The sequence below is a fragment of the Shewanella sp. KX20019 genome, assembly GCF_016757755.1.
Taxonomy (GTDB): domain Bacteria; phylum Pseudomonadota; class Gammaproteobacteria; order Enterobacterales; family Shewanellaceae; genus Shewanella.
This window is the reverse complement of the sequence record NZ_CP068437.1, coordinates 447690-463452: the sequence shown is the minus strand read 5'-3', so window position 1 is coordinate 463452 and position 15763 is coordinate 447690. Positions and strand designations below refer to the sequence as shown.

The 15763-nt window shown below is 43.3% G+C and carries 17 protein-coding genes; 6 read left to right on the top strand and 11 right to left on the bottom strand.

Features of this window, described 5'->3' with window-relative positions; translation table 11 throughout:
• Window positions 1-159 precede the first annotated feature (159 nt).
• The 3 genes from JK628_RS02030 to JK628_RS02020 are packed head-to-tail and all read right to left on the bottom strand — an operon-like array spanning window position 160 to window position 2548.
• Window positions 160-1101, bottom strand: coding sequence for an SPFH domain-containing protein (locus JK628_RS02030; protein WP_202287623.1), 942 nt, complete (start codon window positions 1099-1101; stop codon window positions 160-162).
• Entirely contained in the window at window positions 1101-2030 is a 930-nt protein-coding gene (locus tag JK628_RS02025; RefSeq protein ID WP_202287622.1) for an SPFH domain-containing protein, read from the bottom strand. The genes JK628_RS02030 and JK628_RS02025 overlap by 1 nt, the downstream gene beginning before the upstream one ends.
• A gap of 41 nt (window positions 2031-2071) precedes the next feature.
• Window positions 2072-2548, bottom strand: a complete 477-nt coding sequence (locus JK628_RS02020; protein ID WP_202287621.1) for an NfeD family protein — start codon at window positions 2546-2548, stop codon at window positions 2072-2074.
• A 230-nt stretch (window positions 2549-2778) separates the two neighbouring features.
• Between JK628_RS02020 and JK628_RS23530 the strand changes: the two genes are divergently transcribed.
• Both JK628_RS23530 and JK628_RS02015 read left to right on the top strand, forming a co-directional pair.
• A complete protein-coding gene (locus JK628_RS23530; RefSeq protein WP_428847785.1) occupies window positions 2779-2838 on the top strand; it encodes a hypothetical protein in 60 nt (19 codons plus the stop codon).
• Window positions 2839-2987: 149 nt separating this feature from the next.
• Window positions 2988-3740: an ion channel protein Tsx gene (locus JK628_RS02015; RefSeq protein ID WP_202287620.1), complete on the top strand. Its 753-nt coding sequence runs from the start codon at window positions 2988-2990 to the stop codon at window positions 3738-3740.
• Between the two features lie 96 nt (window positions 3741-3836).
• Here the strand turns inward: JK628_RS02015 and udp are convergent, their stop codons facing one another.
• The gene (gene udp, locus JK628_RS02010) at window positions 3837-4595 is read right to left on the bottom strand and encodes a uridine phosphorylase (protein ID WP_202287619.1); all 759 of its coding nucleotides are present in this window, start codon (window positions 4593-4595) and stop codon (window positions 3837-3839) included.
• Between the two features lie 376 nt (window positions 4596-4971).
• On the opposite strand from udp, the gene JK628_RS02005 reads away from it, so the two are divergent.
• On the top strand, window positions 4972-5187 hold the full coding sequence (locus JK628_RS02005; RefSeq protein WP_202287618.1) for a YdcH family protein: 216 nt from the start codon (window positions 4972-4974) through the stop codon (window positions 5185-5187).
• Between the two features lie 39 nt (window positions 5188-5226).
• On the opposite strand, the gene JK628_RS02000 is transcribed toward JK628_RS02005, so the two are convergent.
• A complete protein-coding gene (locus tag JK628_RS02000; protein ID WP_202287617.1) occupies window positions 5227-5685 on the bottom strand; it encodes a hypothetical protein in 459 nt (152 codons plus the stop codon).
• Between the two features lie 211 nt (window positions 5686-5896).
• Here JK628_RS02000 and JK628_RS01995 point away from each other — a divergent pair, with 211 nt between their 5' ends.
• Window positions 5897-6733, top strand: a complete 837-nt coding sequence (locus tag JK628_RS01995) for a mechanosensitive ion channel family protein (protein ID WP_202287616.1) — start codon at window positions 5897-5899, stop codon at window positions 6731-6733.
• 61 nt (window positions 6734-6794) lie between these two features.
• On the opposite strand, the gene JK628_RS01990 is transcribed toward JK628_RS01995, so the two are convergent.
• The 4 genes from JK628_RS01990 to JK628_RS01975 all read right to left on the bottom strand — a co-directional run bounded on the left by JK628_RS01990 (window position 6795) and on the right by JK628_RS01975 (window position 11041).
• Window positions 6795-7679, bottom strand: coding sequence for a radical SAM protein (locus JK628_RS01990; RefSeq protein ID WP_202287615.1), 885 nt, complete (start codon window positions 7677-7679; stop codon window positions 6795-6797).
• A gap of 156 nt (window positions 7680-7835) precedes the next feature.
• Window positions 7836-8291 carry a GNAT family N-acetyltransferase gene (locus JK628_RS01985; protein WP_202287614.1) on the bottom strand — a complete coding sequence of 152 codons (456 nt, stop codon included), beginning with the start codon at window positions 8289-8291 and terminating at the stop codon, window positions 7836-7838.
• 90 nt (window positions 8292-8381) lie between these two features.
• Window positions 8382-9968, bottom strand: a complete 1587-nt coding sequence (locus JK628_RS01980) for a DHA2 family efflux MFS transporter permease subunit (RefSeq protein WP_202287613.1) — start codon at window positions 9966-9968, stop codon at window positions 8382-8384.
• On the bottom strand, window positions 9968-11041 hold the full coding sequence (locus JK628_RS01975) for an HlyD family secretion protein (RefSeq protein ID WP_202287612.1): 1074 nt from the start codon (window positions 11039-11041) through the stop codon (window positions 9968-9970). Before JK628_RS01975 ends, JK628_RS01980 begins: the two co-directional genes overlap by 1 nt.
• A 126-nt stretch (window positions 11042-11167) precedes the next feature.
• Between JK628_RS01975 and JK628_RS01970 the strand changes: the two genes are divergently transcribed.
• Window positions 11168-12103 (top strand): LysR family transcriptional regulator, encoded by a 936-nt coding sequence (locus JK628_RS01970; protein WP_202287611.1) that lies wholly within the window; start codon window positions 11168-11170, stop codon window positions 12101-12103.
• An 82-nt stretch (window positions 12104-12185) separates the two neighbouring features.
• On the opposite strand, the gene JK628_RS01965 is transcribed toward JK628_RS01970, so the two are convergent.
• Complete coding sequence (locus tag JK628_RS01965; RefSeq protein ID WP_202287610.1) at window positions 12186-14021, bottom strand: multiheme c-type cytochrome; 1836 nt, start codon at window positions 14019-14021, stop codon at window positions 12186-12188.
• Window positions 14022-14346: 325 nt separating this feature from the next.
• Window positions 14347-14712 (bottom strand): nuclear transport factor 2 family protein, encoded by a 366-nt coding sequence (locus JK628_RS01960; protein ID WP_202287609.1) that lies wholly within the window; start codon window positions 14710-14712, stop codon window positions 14347-14349.
• 120 nt (window positions 14713-14832) lie between these two features.
• Here JK628_RS01960 and JK628_RS01955 point away from each other — a divergent pair, with 120 nt between their 5' ends.
• The gene (locus JK628_RS01955; RefSeq protein ID WP_202287608.1) at window positions 14833-15744 is read left to right on the top strand and encodes a LysR family transcriptional regulator; all 912 of its coding nucleotides are present in this window, start codon (window positions 14833-14835) and stop codon (window positions 15742-15744) included.
• Window positions 15745-15763 lie beyond the last annotated feature (19 nt).

The following is a 15763-nucleotide window of genomic DNA, read 5'->3' as shown; positions in this document are numbered from 1 at the left end:
TTAATCACAGTCGCAACACTCATGTCGATAGTAAGCATAAATTAGTGCTGTAATCTAACGCTGAAACAAGCCTAAATATTAGGTGAAAAAAATGCTAGCTTCCATTAGGAATCTAGCATTCTTATTAGATAGCTTAAAACATGTTCTACGCCACAAGTATTAGCTTTTCGGCTTCGATTCTTCTAGGCCGATACTATTCATCCAGTGATCAAAATCCATCATATTACCCGGCAAAACAACCTTACTCTGGCTGGAACTAAGCCCATCCATTTGCTTAAGGTAATGTGCGCCTAACTGCATACGCACAACATTCTGCCCACCGGGAGCAGCGATAACCGTCGCCATACGCTCAATTGATTCAGCCGTCGCACGAGCAATAGTTAAGATCTCCTCGCCCTTGCCTTCAGCTTCATTGATGCGGCGTTGCATCTCACCTTCTGAATGGTTAATGGTCTCTGCTTTTACACCTTCAGAGCGATTGATCTTACTTTGTTTATCACCTTCACTTTTGGCGAGTAGTGCGCGCTTTTCACGCTCGGCATTAACCTGCATCTCCATCGCATTTTTGACCGTTTCTGGCGGGGTGATATTTTTAATTTCATAACGGTGAACGCGGATCCCCCAAAGGGCACCAGCCTGATCCAGCACCTCAACAACCTTAGCACTAATCACATCACGCTCTTCAAACGTACGGTCAAGATCAAGGGTACCAATCACCGAGCGAGTCGTTGTTTGCGCCAACTGAATTGCAGCATAGCGATAATCGACCACTCCGTAACTGGCCTTAACGGGATCGGTCACAGAGATATAGATAACGCCATCGACTTCAACATTGACCTCGTCACATGAAAAACACTCTTGTGGCGGCACATCAATGGTTTCTTCTTTGAGATCATGAATGTAAGAAACCTTATCAACAAATGGGATCAGTGCATGAAATCCAGCATCTAGTGTCGAATGATATTTACCGAGACGCTCAACAATGTAAGCAGATTTAGTCGGTACCAATCGAATTGATTGAAACAACTTAACAACGAAGATGGCAAAGATAAGTCCCCAAATTGCCAGTACGATCAAATCAGTATTAATTGCAGCAATCATTAGCGTGTTCCTTTCACTGAATTGGCAGACACGGCATGAGTCACTTGCTCCATACCTTCGAAAAAGCCTTCTAACTTAGCCAGCTCTGCAGGCACAATCGAGACATCTGCTTCATGCAAAATCTTGCCTATTTGATTGATGAACTGCTCTTTTAGCTGCATATTCATCGCTTCATTGCCGCCATCTTGGGCCAATGCTGTCGAGACGAGCTCCATCCCCTCTGTTTTAGCTTTAGCAATAATGGTGATCTCTTGCCCCATACCTTTCGCTTCATTAATGCGACGCTGTTTCTCACCTTCGGATAGGTTAATGGCTTCCTGGCGTTCACCTTGAGATAGATTTATCATCGCCGCTTTTTCGGCATTGGCCAGAGTAATTTCGGCGCGCTTACAACGCTCAGCCTCCATCTGCTTCTCTAGTGTGTGGATTACTTTTCTAGACGGGGTAATATTCTTAATTTCGTAACGAAGCACTTTGATCCCCCAAGGATCAGAGGCTTTATCAATCTCGCGAACTATAGATTCGTTAAGACTATCTCGTTCCGAGAAGGTCTGACTCAAATTCAATTTACCGATCTCAGAACGCATTGTGGTTTGTGCAAGATTGACCGCAGCACGGCGATAATCCTCAATACCGTAACTAGCAAGCTTACCGTCCATCACTTTTAGATAGACCAGACCATCCACTTCCAACTGAGTGTTATCTTTTGAAATACAGCTTTGCGGCGGAACATCGAGTACCTGCTCGCGGATCTCATGTTTATAAGCAACCCGATCAAAAAATGGGATTAAAAAATGAAAGCCCGGCAGTAAGACAGTGCGAAATTTTCCTAAGCGCTCAATAACATTGACTTCGCGCATAGGGACGATGAGTAACAACTTATAAAGAATGAAAAAAACAAATAGAACAAACAGTGTAAATATAAACATGTATAGATCCCTTCCCTAATATCGATAATATAACTGTTGAATTATTTAGCTAAATCTTCAACTTCCTCTACTAACGGTTCGACGACTAACGCTATGTTGTCTCGACAGATCACCCGAACTTGAGACCCCTCAGTAATTTCACTGCCATCTCCCAATGCGGGCCATTCACTTCCTTGAAATTCAATACGGCCGGTTTTTTGCGCGGGCCCTATGGTTTGTTTGACTAAAGCAGTTTGATTATAGAGTTCGAGCTCTTCATCTGTACTATCGACGTGTGAATCCCCACCAACAAGCTTTTGCGTGACTTGTCTAAACAGCAGCATTAACACCATAGAAGTGATGAACCAAAGTGTGAGACTTTGTACGATCCCCTCAACCAAGCCAGTCGCTAATCCTCCTGCAACAACTAAACAAGCAGCACCAAGGAGAATAACGATACCCCCAGGTAAAATAATCTCCGCTAACATTAAAAATAAGCCTATGCAGGCCCAGATCAAGATAGGATTTGATAACTCCATATTTCCCCCTGAAATGAAAGAGTGCTGATACCGACTATATCAGTTGTCTGTTTTTATAGCGACATAATATGTCATCATCGTTAACGATTTGCTTCAATATAGGCTATTACAAAGTCCGCGCTTGGCGTCGAGTGTAACAGTAAACATTTGAATAAATACATGTTATTAATGACCGCAGGGTGGTAGCGAAACACCATCGCCCCTATTAACTCTAAATACCATGATGTTGCATAATAAAATATTTAAAATCTAGCGCAAGAAAGCGCAACAAACTCTTTGAATATTACTAACTTTCAGCCTATATTCCTCGCCATTGAAACGACTAAATAATGCCCGTTTTAGCTTTTACCCCTATCAACAAAGCAATGATGGAATACACCATAGAGTGTAAATATTGCATACATATAAGCAGCGTAAGCTGCACTAAAAAGGTTTTGAGATGAATAAGAATTGGCTATGCCTAGCGCTATTAGTGACTCCAACAGCTATGGCTGACAACATGATTAACTGGTGGGATGCGAGTGTTACCGCACTTTACGGTGATAATTATGATTTAGCACCATCCGAGTCACAAACAACATTTACCTTTGAGACTGCCGGTGACTGGAAATATGGTGACTGGTTTGCTTTCCAAGATGTGATCTACTTTAATGGCTCAAATGCTGGCAAAGACAGCACCACCTATGGTGAGATATCGACGCGTTTGAGTGCGAGCAAGATCTTAGGTGAGAAAGTGGCTATGGGGCCGATTACCGATCTATCTCTTGCATTCACCTTCGAAGAGGGTGAAGGCCCAGTAAAGAGTTTTTTATATGGTGTAGGTATGGATCTTAACGTTCCTTACTTTAGTTATTTCCAACTCAACACTTACCGCAGACATGCTACTGGTAGCGATAATATTAGTGATGGTTGGCAGCTAACTCCAGCATTTAGAATGGACTTTCCAGTCGGTGACTCTAACATCGTATTCGATGGTTTCTTTGATTGGGTATTTGCTACCGATGAAGATGCATATGAGGCAAACTTCCACTTCAACCCACAGCTAAAGTATGATTTGGGTGCGGTTATTTTCGGTGAGCATAAGAAAAATAAGCTGTTTGTGGGTATCGAATATGATTACTGGAAAAACAAGTATGGCGTCGATGGTATCGATCAGAACACCTACTCTGTGATTGCTAAATACCATTTCTAAGTAGTGCACTAGCTGCAACTTAGAGTATTAAAAAAGGCGCATTAAGCGCCTTTTTTCATTCCCTAATAGACCCCTCTTATAGGGAATAACTTGCTATTATGCCAACAATTTTTTGGCGGCAGCTACAACGATAGAAACAGCACTAACTTCTGTTTTCTTCATGGTAACTTCATCAGGGATCTCTTGTTGTGTGCGGTTAACAATAACACCTGCAACACAGGCTGCGCGCCAACCTTGCGAAGCACACATAGTAAACAGAGTCGAAGACTCCATTTCGTAGTTCAACACACCAAGATCTTGCCACTCTTGCATCGACCCTTTGAACTGACGCGTAATGCGGCCTGAAACCGTATCGTAGCGCTCTTGTCCTGGGTAGAAGGTATCTGATGACGCTGTGATACCAATATGAGGCTCTAGGCCTGCATCACGGCTAGCTTCTACCATCGCTGTTGTACATTCAAAGTTTGCAACAGCAGGATATTCCATCGGTGCAAAATGCAAGCTAGCACCATCTAAACGAACAGATGCTTGAGTAACAATAACATCACCAACATTGACCTGTGGCTGAATTGCACCTGTAGTACCAACACGTAAGAAGGTACGCACACCCAACTGAGCTAGTTCTTCAACTGCAATAGAGGTTGACGGACCACCAATCCCAGTAGAACAAACAACAACAGGCTTGCCATCTATGTATGCTAGATAACTAGTGTACTCGCGGTGGCTGGCTAGAAATGTTGCATTATCCATTAACTCTGCGATGCGTTTAACGCGCTCCGGATCACCAGGCACGATCGCCAAGCTGGCACCATCCAGCATCTCTTTGGTTAGGCCTAAATGAAATACATCAGACATTGTGAAAACCCCTTTCAATTTTGATTTTAAAATTCTTAATAAATCGACTTTAACCTAGTATCGACTGCGATAAGGTTAACCTGATCACACTTTTATCGCCAAGAGTAAATGAATTGTCGTAATCTAGTTACCAAAACAATAACCATAGAGTGGTAAAAATATAGCAGCTGCACTGCAGAGTGCCAGCTGATATCAATTAACAAACTTTCACAGACAGCCCCCGTTAGTAAGTACATTAAAAACAGTAGATTAGAAATTTTTAAGCTCAAGCCCTAAAAGCAAAGTGGCAGAATACGATCCACCTCACAATTCAGTTGAAGTAAACGCGCTAGTTTAAAATTGAATCGATGAAAATATCAGCAAAAGGACAGCCTGCATGTTTCCAGAATATAGAGAATTGATCAGTACACTAAAGACTTCAGATGCTCATTTTCAGAAAAAGTTTAACAAGCACAATCAACTCGATGAGGAGATTAAAAGCCTGGAACAACATAGCGCTAGCGATTACACCCCAGAAGTGCACGAGCTAAAACTACAGAAGTTGCATTTAAAAGAGGAGATATACGATATTTTGAAGGGACATTCTGCTTAAAAACTAAAAAAGGCGCTTATCGCGCCTTTTTAAATGGATTTACTTCAACGCCTCTAACAATGACTCTGCTGAGTAAAAATAGCTGATTTTATTAATTTTGTTGTCGCTAATTTGAATTAGTGTCGCTTGATCTTCTTTAGTGGGAAGCGCTTTGGTGATCTCACCATCTCGATCGAGTGCCACACGATAGGTAAATTTCTTAAACTGTGGGATTGCCACAAAACGCGCAATAATAGAAGGCATACCACTGACATCAGCAACATAAGCCAAATCACCCTCATTATACAACTCAGGTTGCTCGTCTAATGCAGTTTGAATGATAGTGCCACCATCCATGCTGCGACTAAATAGCACCTGTTTGATGCTACTATCAATCGCATAATCAGCTTCATATTGATCTTGAAGCTTCAACGTTTCCATCTGGTCGCCAACAACGTACGTATTGGCCCACGCTGGCGTGATAAGCAAACTGCATAGAATCAGAATAATCGCTTTCATTGTTGATCTCGTTAATTAGAATTAGCTTTGAGAATAACCTATTCTTGTCGATATCACAGGAAGTTCACAGTAAATCATGATCGCCTTCACGGATCGTTACCTAGCCGTGTAAAAGTTGAAAACATAATATTTTCAGCGTAAATACCAAGTTACAAAACAGTTTAATTTCAGTAAGCTGCAAAGAGAGAATGTTGTCTTAAAGGACCAAAGAATGAACGAGCAAGGTTTAGATCAAGAGATAGCTCAACTACAAAATGCCTATACTATGATCACAGAGTTTATCGTGCAGTATAGTTTTAGTATTTTAGGGGCTGTGCTGATATTTCTCATCGGCTTATGGCTTGCCGCAAAAGCATCTAACCTCGTCACCCGCCTTTTCGAAAAGCATGAGTTAGATATTACCCTTAGTAATTTCACCAGTAATTTTGTGCGTATTTTAGTGATCTTATTGGTTGGCGTAATTGCACTAGGAAAACTAGGTATTAGTGTCACCCCTATGGTTGCCGCAATAGGTGCTGCATCCTTGGGTGCTGGTTTAGCACTGCAGGGTATGTTGGCCAACTATGCAGCGGGTATTACCATTATTGTGACACGTCCCTTCATTGTCGGTAACACCATAGAAGTGCAAGGGGTAAGTGGCTTAGTCAAAGATATCCATTTAGGCATGACTGTATTAACCAATGAGGACGGCGAGCAGATAAATGTGCCAAATAAGCATATTGTTGGCGAAGTATTGCATAATTCATTTGCCAATAAACTGGTCGAAACCGAACTAAACATTAGTTATAACTCTGATCCCGACGCCGTGGTCGCAATACTATCGAAAGTGTTGGCGGATAGTCCTCACGTCAGCAATACAGAACATGCCCAAGTCGGCATAAATGACTTTAATAGCATCGGCATTGAAATTGGCATCCGCTACTGGGTCGCAACCGAGAGTTACTTCCAAGATAAATACCAGACAAACTCCAGTATAATGAAGGCACTAAGACTCGCAGAAATAGAGATCCCATGCCCAGTGAAAGAGATCCATATTCAAGAGCATTAATCGCTTCAATTAGGGCCTATAATTTTTATGGGCCCAGCCTATCTTCCTTCTATAATATAAACTAGAGTCCTCTCTGCCACTCTTGCCTTAATTGAATACGTTCAGGGGTATTCATGGCGGCCTCAACTTGACTTAACAACACCTGCTTATCTTTGCCAAGAACACCTTTCAACACCAGGTAATTGGATGCATGATCTGAGCGAAAAATGGTTTTATTTAGCTGCAAATGACTGAGTAGCACCTGCATCTCTTCAAATAACTGCAATTGATTTGGCATCTGAAAACAGCCGTCAAATGCCGCGTCCATTCGCTCAGTTCCTAGCGGTAAAGTCACCACTAAAGTTGACAGAAAATCTGGCTGTGCCTCATTCATCAATTTGGCAGATTGCTGAGCGTGTTGTACCGAGAGTGAAACTCCACCTAAGCCATTTAGGATCATCACCGACGACTTTATACCCGCTGCTTTAATCTTGTGTAAAGCGTCCAATGAAGAGGCATATGTTTCACCCTTGTTAATTCGTCGCAAGACCTCATCATCACCACTTTCACAACCGATATAGAGCAGACTCAAGCCCAGCTCTTTTAGCCGTTGTAATTGTTCAGGTGTTTTATTATTAATATTTCGAGGAAGACAATAACTGCTGATCCGAGTCACTGCTGGCAGATATTTGTTTATCAACAGACAGATCTGCTCTAGTCTTGCAAAGGGCAAGGTCATCGCATCTCCATCGGCTAAAAACACCCGTGAAATATGCGCCTTTGAGCCAGACACATTAATAATGTCTTGCTCTACTTTATCTATTTTTTGCGCTCGAAAACGTTTCTGGCTGGCAGTGTACATATCGCAAAAACTGCATTGATTCCAGCTGCAACCATTGGTCACTTGCAGGATTAATGATTTCCACTCCGAGGGGGGACGAAAAACAGGTTCAATATAATTTAGCACTGCACACCTTTGTTGATTACATGATGACTAGATAAAGTTGAACACTTTCACCGCAGAAAAACTATCTTTAATCGTTATAAAATTTGCCTTAGTGCTAAACTTCGCAACCCACACTAACTGCTAAACACTCACATTATGAGCTGACATTTTTTCTATTTATTTCAGGGTTAGCAACATATCAAGGTGAGGGATCCCATCTTCTAAATACATTTCAGATACCGGCTCAAAACCCAGTTTCTGATAAAAACCTTTTAGATGTTCCTGCCCGCCTAACTGAATATTATGCTTAGGCCATTTTCTTACTGAAATCGAGATCGCTTTTTGCATTAAGGTATGAGCAACTCCACCACCTCTTGCAGCCTCAGACACTATCACTCTGCCAATACTCGCATCGGGATAACTGACGCCAGGTGCAAGCACTCGCGCGTAAGCTTGAATAGTGCCTTGCTCGTCAACTCCTAATAAGTGCTGGGTTTGGCTTTGTCGATCCTTATTATCAAGCTCTGGATAGGGACAGTTTTGCTCGACCACAAACACATCTACTCTTAACTTGAGTAACTCATATAACTCATCAAGTGTGAGCTCTGAAAAAGCTAGCGATTTCCACAACAAAAGTATCTCTCCATAACAACGAGTCAGAGCAGCAGTCTAGCACTTCAAATAGACAAATACAGGCGAATCTTATCCTACAAATTATATCGCTTAGTTCGTTGCCACTGTCACCGGTTTACGAATCGAAAGCACAGCGACAACAGCCACCATCAACAAGCCTGACATGATAAAAAACACATCGTTGTAAGCTTGAATCGACGCTTGTTTAGCCATAGTGTTCCCCAGTAATGATGATGCTTGCAAACTTGCTGTTATCGGGTCAGATCCTGCTGCTTGCAGCATATTTGCCGATGCCGTCAAATAATCATTTGCCATCGAACTTACCGCGGGTAATGTCTCCTTAATATGAGCTAAATGGCTGCGGCTCAAGTTATCAGTTAGGGTCGCCACTAACGCAATACCGACAGCGCCACCCAGATTACGCATCACATTAAGCACAGTTGAGGCAGAGGCGTTCTCCTCTTTACGTATATGTGCAGTCGCCAACATACCGATTGGCACCATAATAAACGGCTGACCAATCGCCCTGACCACCATAGACGCAATCATTTGTGGACCAGCAAAATCCGCCGTCATGTGGCAGTTCATGTAATAACTAACGCCAAACATGAAAAAGCCAAATCCAGCAAGGTAACGGTTATCAAAGCGCTGCATCAATTTAGGCATAAAGGGTAAAATAAGTAACTGAGGAAATCCCATCCACATTAGTACCTCGCCAATCTCCATCGAGTTATAATCTTGTACTTGCGACAGATACAGCGGCACCATATAGATAGATGAAAACAGTGCTAATCCCAGCAGAAAGTAAGCCACGGTCGACAGGGCAAAATCCCGCTGTGCCAGCAATCTTAGGTTTACCAAAGGATTAGTCTTTTTAAGCTGAAGATAGACAAAAATGACAATGTTAATCGCAGATATGATCGCGAGATTACGGATAAAGTCTGATCCAAACCAGTCTTTACGGTTGCCCTCTTCTAGCACCACTTCTAAACACCCCATGCCGAGTGCCATAGTGATAATACTACTAACATCAACGTTTTTTAGTTCAGGCCAATTAATCGGCTTTTTGACTAAACCGTAAGCCAGCATTGACATCACAAGCAACCCTGGCGGCACATTGATGTAGAAAAGATAATGCCAGCTAAACTCCGCAGTTAACCAACCTCCGAGTGTCGGGCCAATTGAAGGTGCAAATGTCGCGGTCACACCGAACAATGCCATGCCCACGGCACGCTTATCATCGGGGAGGTATTCAAGGATCAGTCTGAACGCCATAGGGATCAGCGCACCTCCAAAGAACCCCTGCATCGCCCTGAAGGCAATCATCGATTCTAAATTCCACGCGATTGAACACAGTAGAGAAGCAACAATAAATATCGCACTATTCCACAGCATATAACGTCTGATATCGAGGCCTTTACTGAGCCAGCCAGAAAGTGGGATAGCTATCATCTCTGCGACTAAATAGGCTGTCGCAATCCATGAGCCCTCCTCTAGTGTTGCGCCTAAGCCACCTTGGATCTCCTTCATCGACGCATTGGTGATTTGAATATCCAAAATGGCCATAAACGCGCCAATAAGTCCGCCAAATACCGCTATCCAAGCACGACGACTGCCACGTTCTACCTGCTCAACGTTAGTATTTACGCCCAGTTGAGTCGCATCCAAAGTGGACATTATTGATTAGCCTTGTTTAGGGCTACAGCCGTAGGGAGTACTTCACCTGATGTATCGACTTTAACGAATGCACTCAGCCCAGGGACAATTCTAACCTGTTGTATATCTGCAGATGTTGCGCCTTCAAGGCGAATTCGTACCGGAATGCGCTGCACGATTTTGGTAAAATTGCCGGTCGCGTTTTCGGCGGGTAACAGACTAAATTTCGCCCCAGACGCTGGCGCTAAACTATCGATAACACCGATGAATGACTCATCCGAAAATGCATCTAGCTCAACCGACACACTTTGGCCTGGCACCATATGTGCTATCTGTGTTTCCTTGAAGTTGGCAGTGATCCACACTGCGTTGTCGGGCACCAAGCTATAGATGGCTTGCCCTGGTTGAACATATTGCCCTTGTAGGGCACCACGCTTACCAATAACACCACTAAAAGGCGCCGTTATTTGGGTATCTGCCAGCTGAATTTTTGCTAGCGCCAAGCCAGCTTTAGCCTGCTCAACACTGGAATCCGCTTCAATCAACTGCGAATTAAATACTGCAAGCTCACGTTTTTTGGCGACCAAAGCAGCAGCGGCTTCATCTAAATGCGCCTCAGCTGACTGGTAACCCGCCTGCGCTTCATCAACGGTATCTTGTGAGCTGTAATTTTTAGCTCTTAACTGAGTGGCTCGGTTAAGCTGCTGTGATGAACGCAGTCTTTCCGCCTCAGCAGCAGCAACGCCAGCCATCGCTTGAGTGATCAGTGCTCGCTGTAGATCAACTTGCGCCGCTAAGGTTTGTAGATCAGCCTTGGCACTGGCGAGCATGGCATCATTTTGTGCCACTTTAGCCTGGTATTGATTATCTTCTAGCTGTGCTAGTAGCTGGCCTTTCTCAACATGCTGATTGTCTGTCACAAAAGTAGCCGTGACATAGCCTGGTACTTTAACGCTAATATTAGAGATGTCGGCTTCAACGTAGGCATTATCTGTTGATTCAAAATTACGCACGTGATTCCACCAGTAATAGCCACCAGAAAATACGCTCAGGAGCAGCAGTGGAATGACGATAAGCATTTTAGTTTTGGACATAGTTGACTCCCCAATCATTGGATCCTTGATTAATGAGACACATTTTACTACTGTCACAACATATTTATTAGATAGTTAAAATATTACCTACTGTTCCACAGCTGTAACAATGATGAGTTTAAACAAATGGATTTAAATAGAGTGCAAATGTTTGCTCAAGTGGTTGAGCAAGGCAGTTTCACCAAAGCTGCCAAGGTCTTAGGGCTCACTAAAGCAACTGTGAGCCGGAAAATTGCCGAGCTCGAAGCTGACAACGGAGTACAACTATTATTTAGAACCACAAGAGCGCTAAAACTGACTGAGGCGGGGGCAAACTACTATCACAGAGTAAACCGTATTCTTGCTGACTTACAAAATGCCGAAGATCAGCTCAGTGCCAGTCAGCAGACGATTACCGGCCATCTGAAAATTATTTGCCCTATCGAATTAGGCCAGCTGTACTTTGGCCGAGTGCTAGCCAAATTTCTCAGCGCTTATCCGCATATAACTATTGAAGCCGAACTAACAAATCGTAAAGTCGATGTGATAGCCGAAGGTATTGATATTTTATTTCAGATCACTGAGAAACCGAATGAGGCACTGCAAACCTATGTCTTGCTAAACACGCCTAAAGTTCTGATGGCCAGCCCTGATTACCTTAAGAAAAATGGTACACCGCAGATACCAGAGGATCTCAGCCAACATCAGTGCATCCTGCTTTCAACGCCCTATGTTGATAACAGCTGGTCCCTATTCAATGGTGAAAAATGGCTAACCGTTGAACCGAAATCAAGACTCGAGACCAACAACATTACCTTGGTACGTGAAGCTGCCATTGAAGGCTTAGGTATTGCAACTGTGCCCATGGTAATAGGAAGTGAAGCGATAAAGAACGGTTCATTGGTCGCTGTTCTCAACGATTACCCCATGAAACAAAGCGTCATCACCATGAGCATGCCCCAACGGGTTTACTTGCCGAGAAAATACCGCGTATTTACTGAATTTTTATATCGGAATTTATTTGAAAATTGGCAAGATTCAATCATTGAGGTCCCAGACTATATTCAACGACCGGGATCATAGAGATGAAAAAAGGCTCTTAAATAAAGAGCCCTAAAAAAGTCATGGGTTAGCTCGTTGCAGGGAGATACTAACCCTTACTTTTTTACTCCTTACGCTCAAATACATGGTAGTTTTCAATACCGTATGAACGACCTTCAGCATGACAGGTCGCACAAGATTCTGACGTTCCTTGGCTATACCAATCACCAGTAACATCGACTGGAATATTAAGTTCACCACCGTTAGACTTCATATGATTCAAGGCACTATCGTCATTGTGACAAGCAAAACAGTTTGCCGTAATTGGACTCGTTGCTACACCATTCGTCCCACCATTAAAGGCTTTCGATAGCATGTATTGGTTTGGTACAGCATTTAGATCAATGCCTTCAGCATGACAAGCAACACAGTTCTCAGCGTTTAGCTTGGTCGCCGAGTTAGGTTCACCAGTGACAGCTGAACTACCTATACCCCAATGCATGCTGTGTACCATCGGGCCAAAGCCCGCTGCAGAGTTCTTAGAGCTGCGATCTTGACCGTTGTTATGGCAAGCAACACAACCTAAGCCGCCATCACTATAACTGCCGTTTTTATGGTAGTTAGTCTCATTGTTATGGCATGTACTGCAGCTTTCAACAGTAACGCTGTGGCGACGCTCATACAACTCACCAGACATCATGTCAGAATAGCCATGAAGCGTAACTCCCTCATAACTTGCATCAGCACCGAAGTTAAAGGTGACACGAGAACTCGCCATTAGCTCAGGGAATGTAGCATCAAGGGTGGCAAAACAGACTGCAGCGGTGCCATTGGCATCAAAAGTTGTTGTACTGGTTCTGGCTGCACGACCAACAATCGAGGCATTATCATACCCATGTAGATAAGCACCTAAATAAGATAGGGTACCGTCTGCTAGCAAGGTTTCAAGATTAAGTTGCTCTTCCCCTTTAAACAGCGCTATATCAGTACAATAGCCACCGTCAGCACTCATGTAAGGTGCCGAAACAGTTGATGAATGCTCATCTCTAACTTGCGCCTTTTCCATCACTTTCTTATGAAATAAGCGCACATCATCAGACTCACTAAAGCCACTATACGTCATCGCCACAGCCGTTGAACCGACACCTGCAGCGTCATGACAATCGGTACAAGTAGCCATACTATTTACTTTAGTTACAGGTTCTGCATGACAGGTATAGCAATTAGCGGGTTCGAAATCTTTTTCAAACTTTTGATGATTGATGTGACCAATCTTTTGCATTGAATTACGAGCATAACCGCCATCATCCCGTACCACATTGCCATGACAAACCATGCAACCTGCGACGAGATCAGTTTCACCATCGGTATTAATTGCAGTGTAGCTAGGGTGCTTTAAGTTAGACGCGGCGTAATCTACGTGACAACCTTGGCAGGTTGCCGTTGAGCTTGTGTGCAGCCCTTCGGTTTTATCAACAACGATATAGCGAGACTTAGCAATATTGTCACCACCACCCACGGCGATACGAATGATCCCTTCACTACTAGCATCAATAGCTGGCATTGGCGCGTAAAACTCATAGCGGCCATTGTCTGTCATAGTTAAGTTAGCACCATCTGTTGCTTGGTTCGCACTGCCACCTACTATGGTGCCTTCGTAATCAGGGCGACTACGAGCAATACCTTTTTCTGTCAATGCCGCCATTTCGGCGCTGACATTTTTCAAGCCTGAAATCAGTAACCCTTCTTCGTTAGTAATTTCAAACTCAAATTTGATTGCTCCCTCTTCGAGGGTGTGCGCTATCATTTCTACATTAGTCGCTGCAGATACCTCTACAACGGGTGGCAATGGACTGGTGCCATCTTCACCGTCGTTACCATCTTTGCCATCACTACAAGCTGTTAAACTAAAAGCTGCCGCTACAATTAAGGCGACCCCACATTTGTTAAAGCGCTTCATCATCACTCCAAAATCATTATTTAGGTGTGATCTTTACTCCCCCGTAGATACAGTAATGATGTTTTAACATTCAATTTGTGAATTATTCCCCATTAACATAAAGCCTTTTCATCACCCATCACAAAAATAAAAAGAGCAATTTATATACGGGATTCATTTAATGTTATTTTAATATTACGATTAATCTCAATAAGTTAGAGCAACACGCATCAGTAAATAATAAAATTAAAATACCGTACCCAGTTCGGTAAAGCTAACTAGATTAGCAGTCGCTATACAAAAAAAACCGACACACATTGCCGGCTTTGTTGATCGCCAAAAGTCTTTAACCTAATACCTCAAAGTCATCATCTGACAGTTTTGCAGAACCATCATCTTGCAGTACCCACAACTCTTTATGAATAACGCCATGGGCCTTATTCATCTTCCAAGAAGAGGTTAATAATACGCTGCTGTCATCAACGACACTAAATTGTGGCTCAATATACTCAACACTACTGAAACCTTCATTGATCAGGTTTTGCCAAAAAGCTTCAATCGCTTCTCTGCCAACAAACTCACCGAAAGGCCGTGCATTCATAATTGCATTAGCCTCGTATTGAGCAGCGCACTGCTTTGCATCTTGGCTATTAAAACCATTTTTCCATGCTTCACTTGCTAGCTTAACTGCGTTTAATAATGTGGCTGACATAATGTCGCTCCCAGATCTTTATCATAAATAGTTAGCCTCAGTTTACAGTGAACATTTGCGTTGATAACCTAGGTAATATTGCAATCACTGTTCGACTAAACAGAACAATAGAGAGGGGCTATGGATCATTTGCGCCATATGGCGATATTCAAACAGATAGTGGATGCTGGCTCGATTAGCGCGGCTGCCGATAATCTAGTACTCTCTAAGTCCGTTGTTAGCCATCATTTGAAAAGCCTCGAAGTCGCCATTGGCGTACAGCTGCTGCATCGCACCACACGTAAACAACAACTCACGCCCGCCGGAGCTGACTTCTATAAACGCTGTAAACAGATGGCAGACATATCCCAAGTTGCTTGGCGTGAAGCCCGTGATACTGGTGGAATACTTGCAGGAGCAATCAGGATTAGTGCGCCCCATGCATTAATTGGCTCAATTATCGCGCCTGCAATTAGCCAGCTATGTAATGAGAATCCACTGGTGCGTCCTACCATTACAGTTGCAGATCAACGTGTTGATCTGCTCAGTGATGATGTTGATCTAGTGATCCGAGTGGGTAAACTGCCATCCAGTAATTTAATCCAGCGTCAAATTGGTCATTTCAGAGATGTCATATGTGCCAGCCCAAGCTATATCCTACGGCATCAAACGAACATTGATGCGCAGCAGTGGCAATCATTAGATTACATCACTAACTCTTGGCAGAAAGGCGCAATAAGTCATCAAGTAGCACCATTAATTGATAAGAAGCTCAGCAGTGCCGTGGCGTTGAAACAGCTCGACTTTATGGCTAATCGATTTACCGACAACTCCTCAGCTGTTTGTGCGTTAGCCAAAGCCGGTTTAGGAGTCTCACTACTGCCTGAATTTATATTTAAACAAGCAGAGCGACAAGGGCAATTAACCATGTTGTTGCCCAATTACCAATGTCCAATAAATACGGTGTACGCCGTGCATGATTTTGGTAGGCAACCGCCGTTACTCGTCACACACACTATTGAAGCGGTTATGGCGCATTTTGTGTTGGACTAATACTCGCCAGATAACAGGT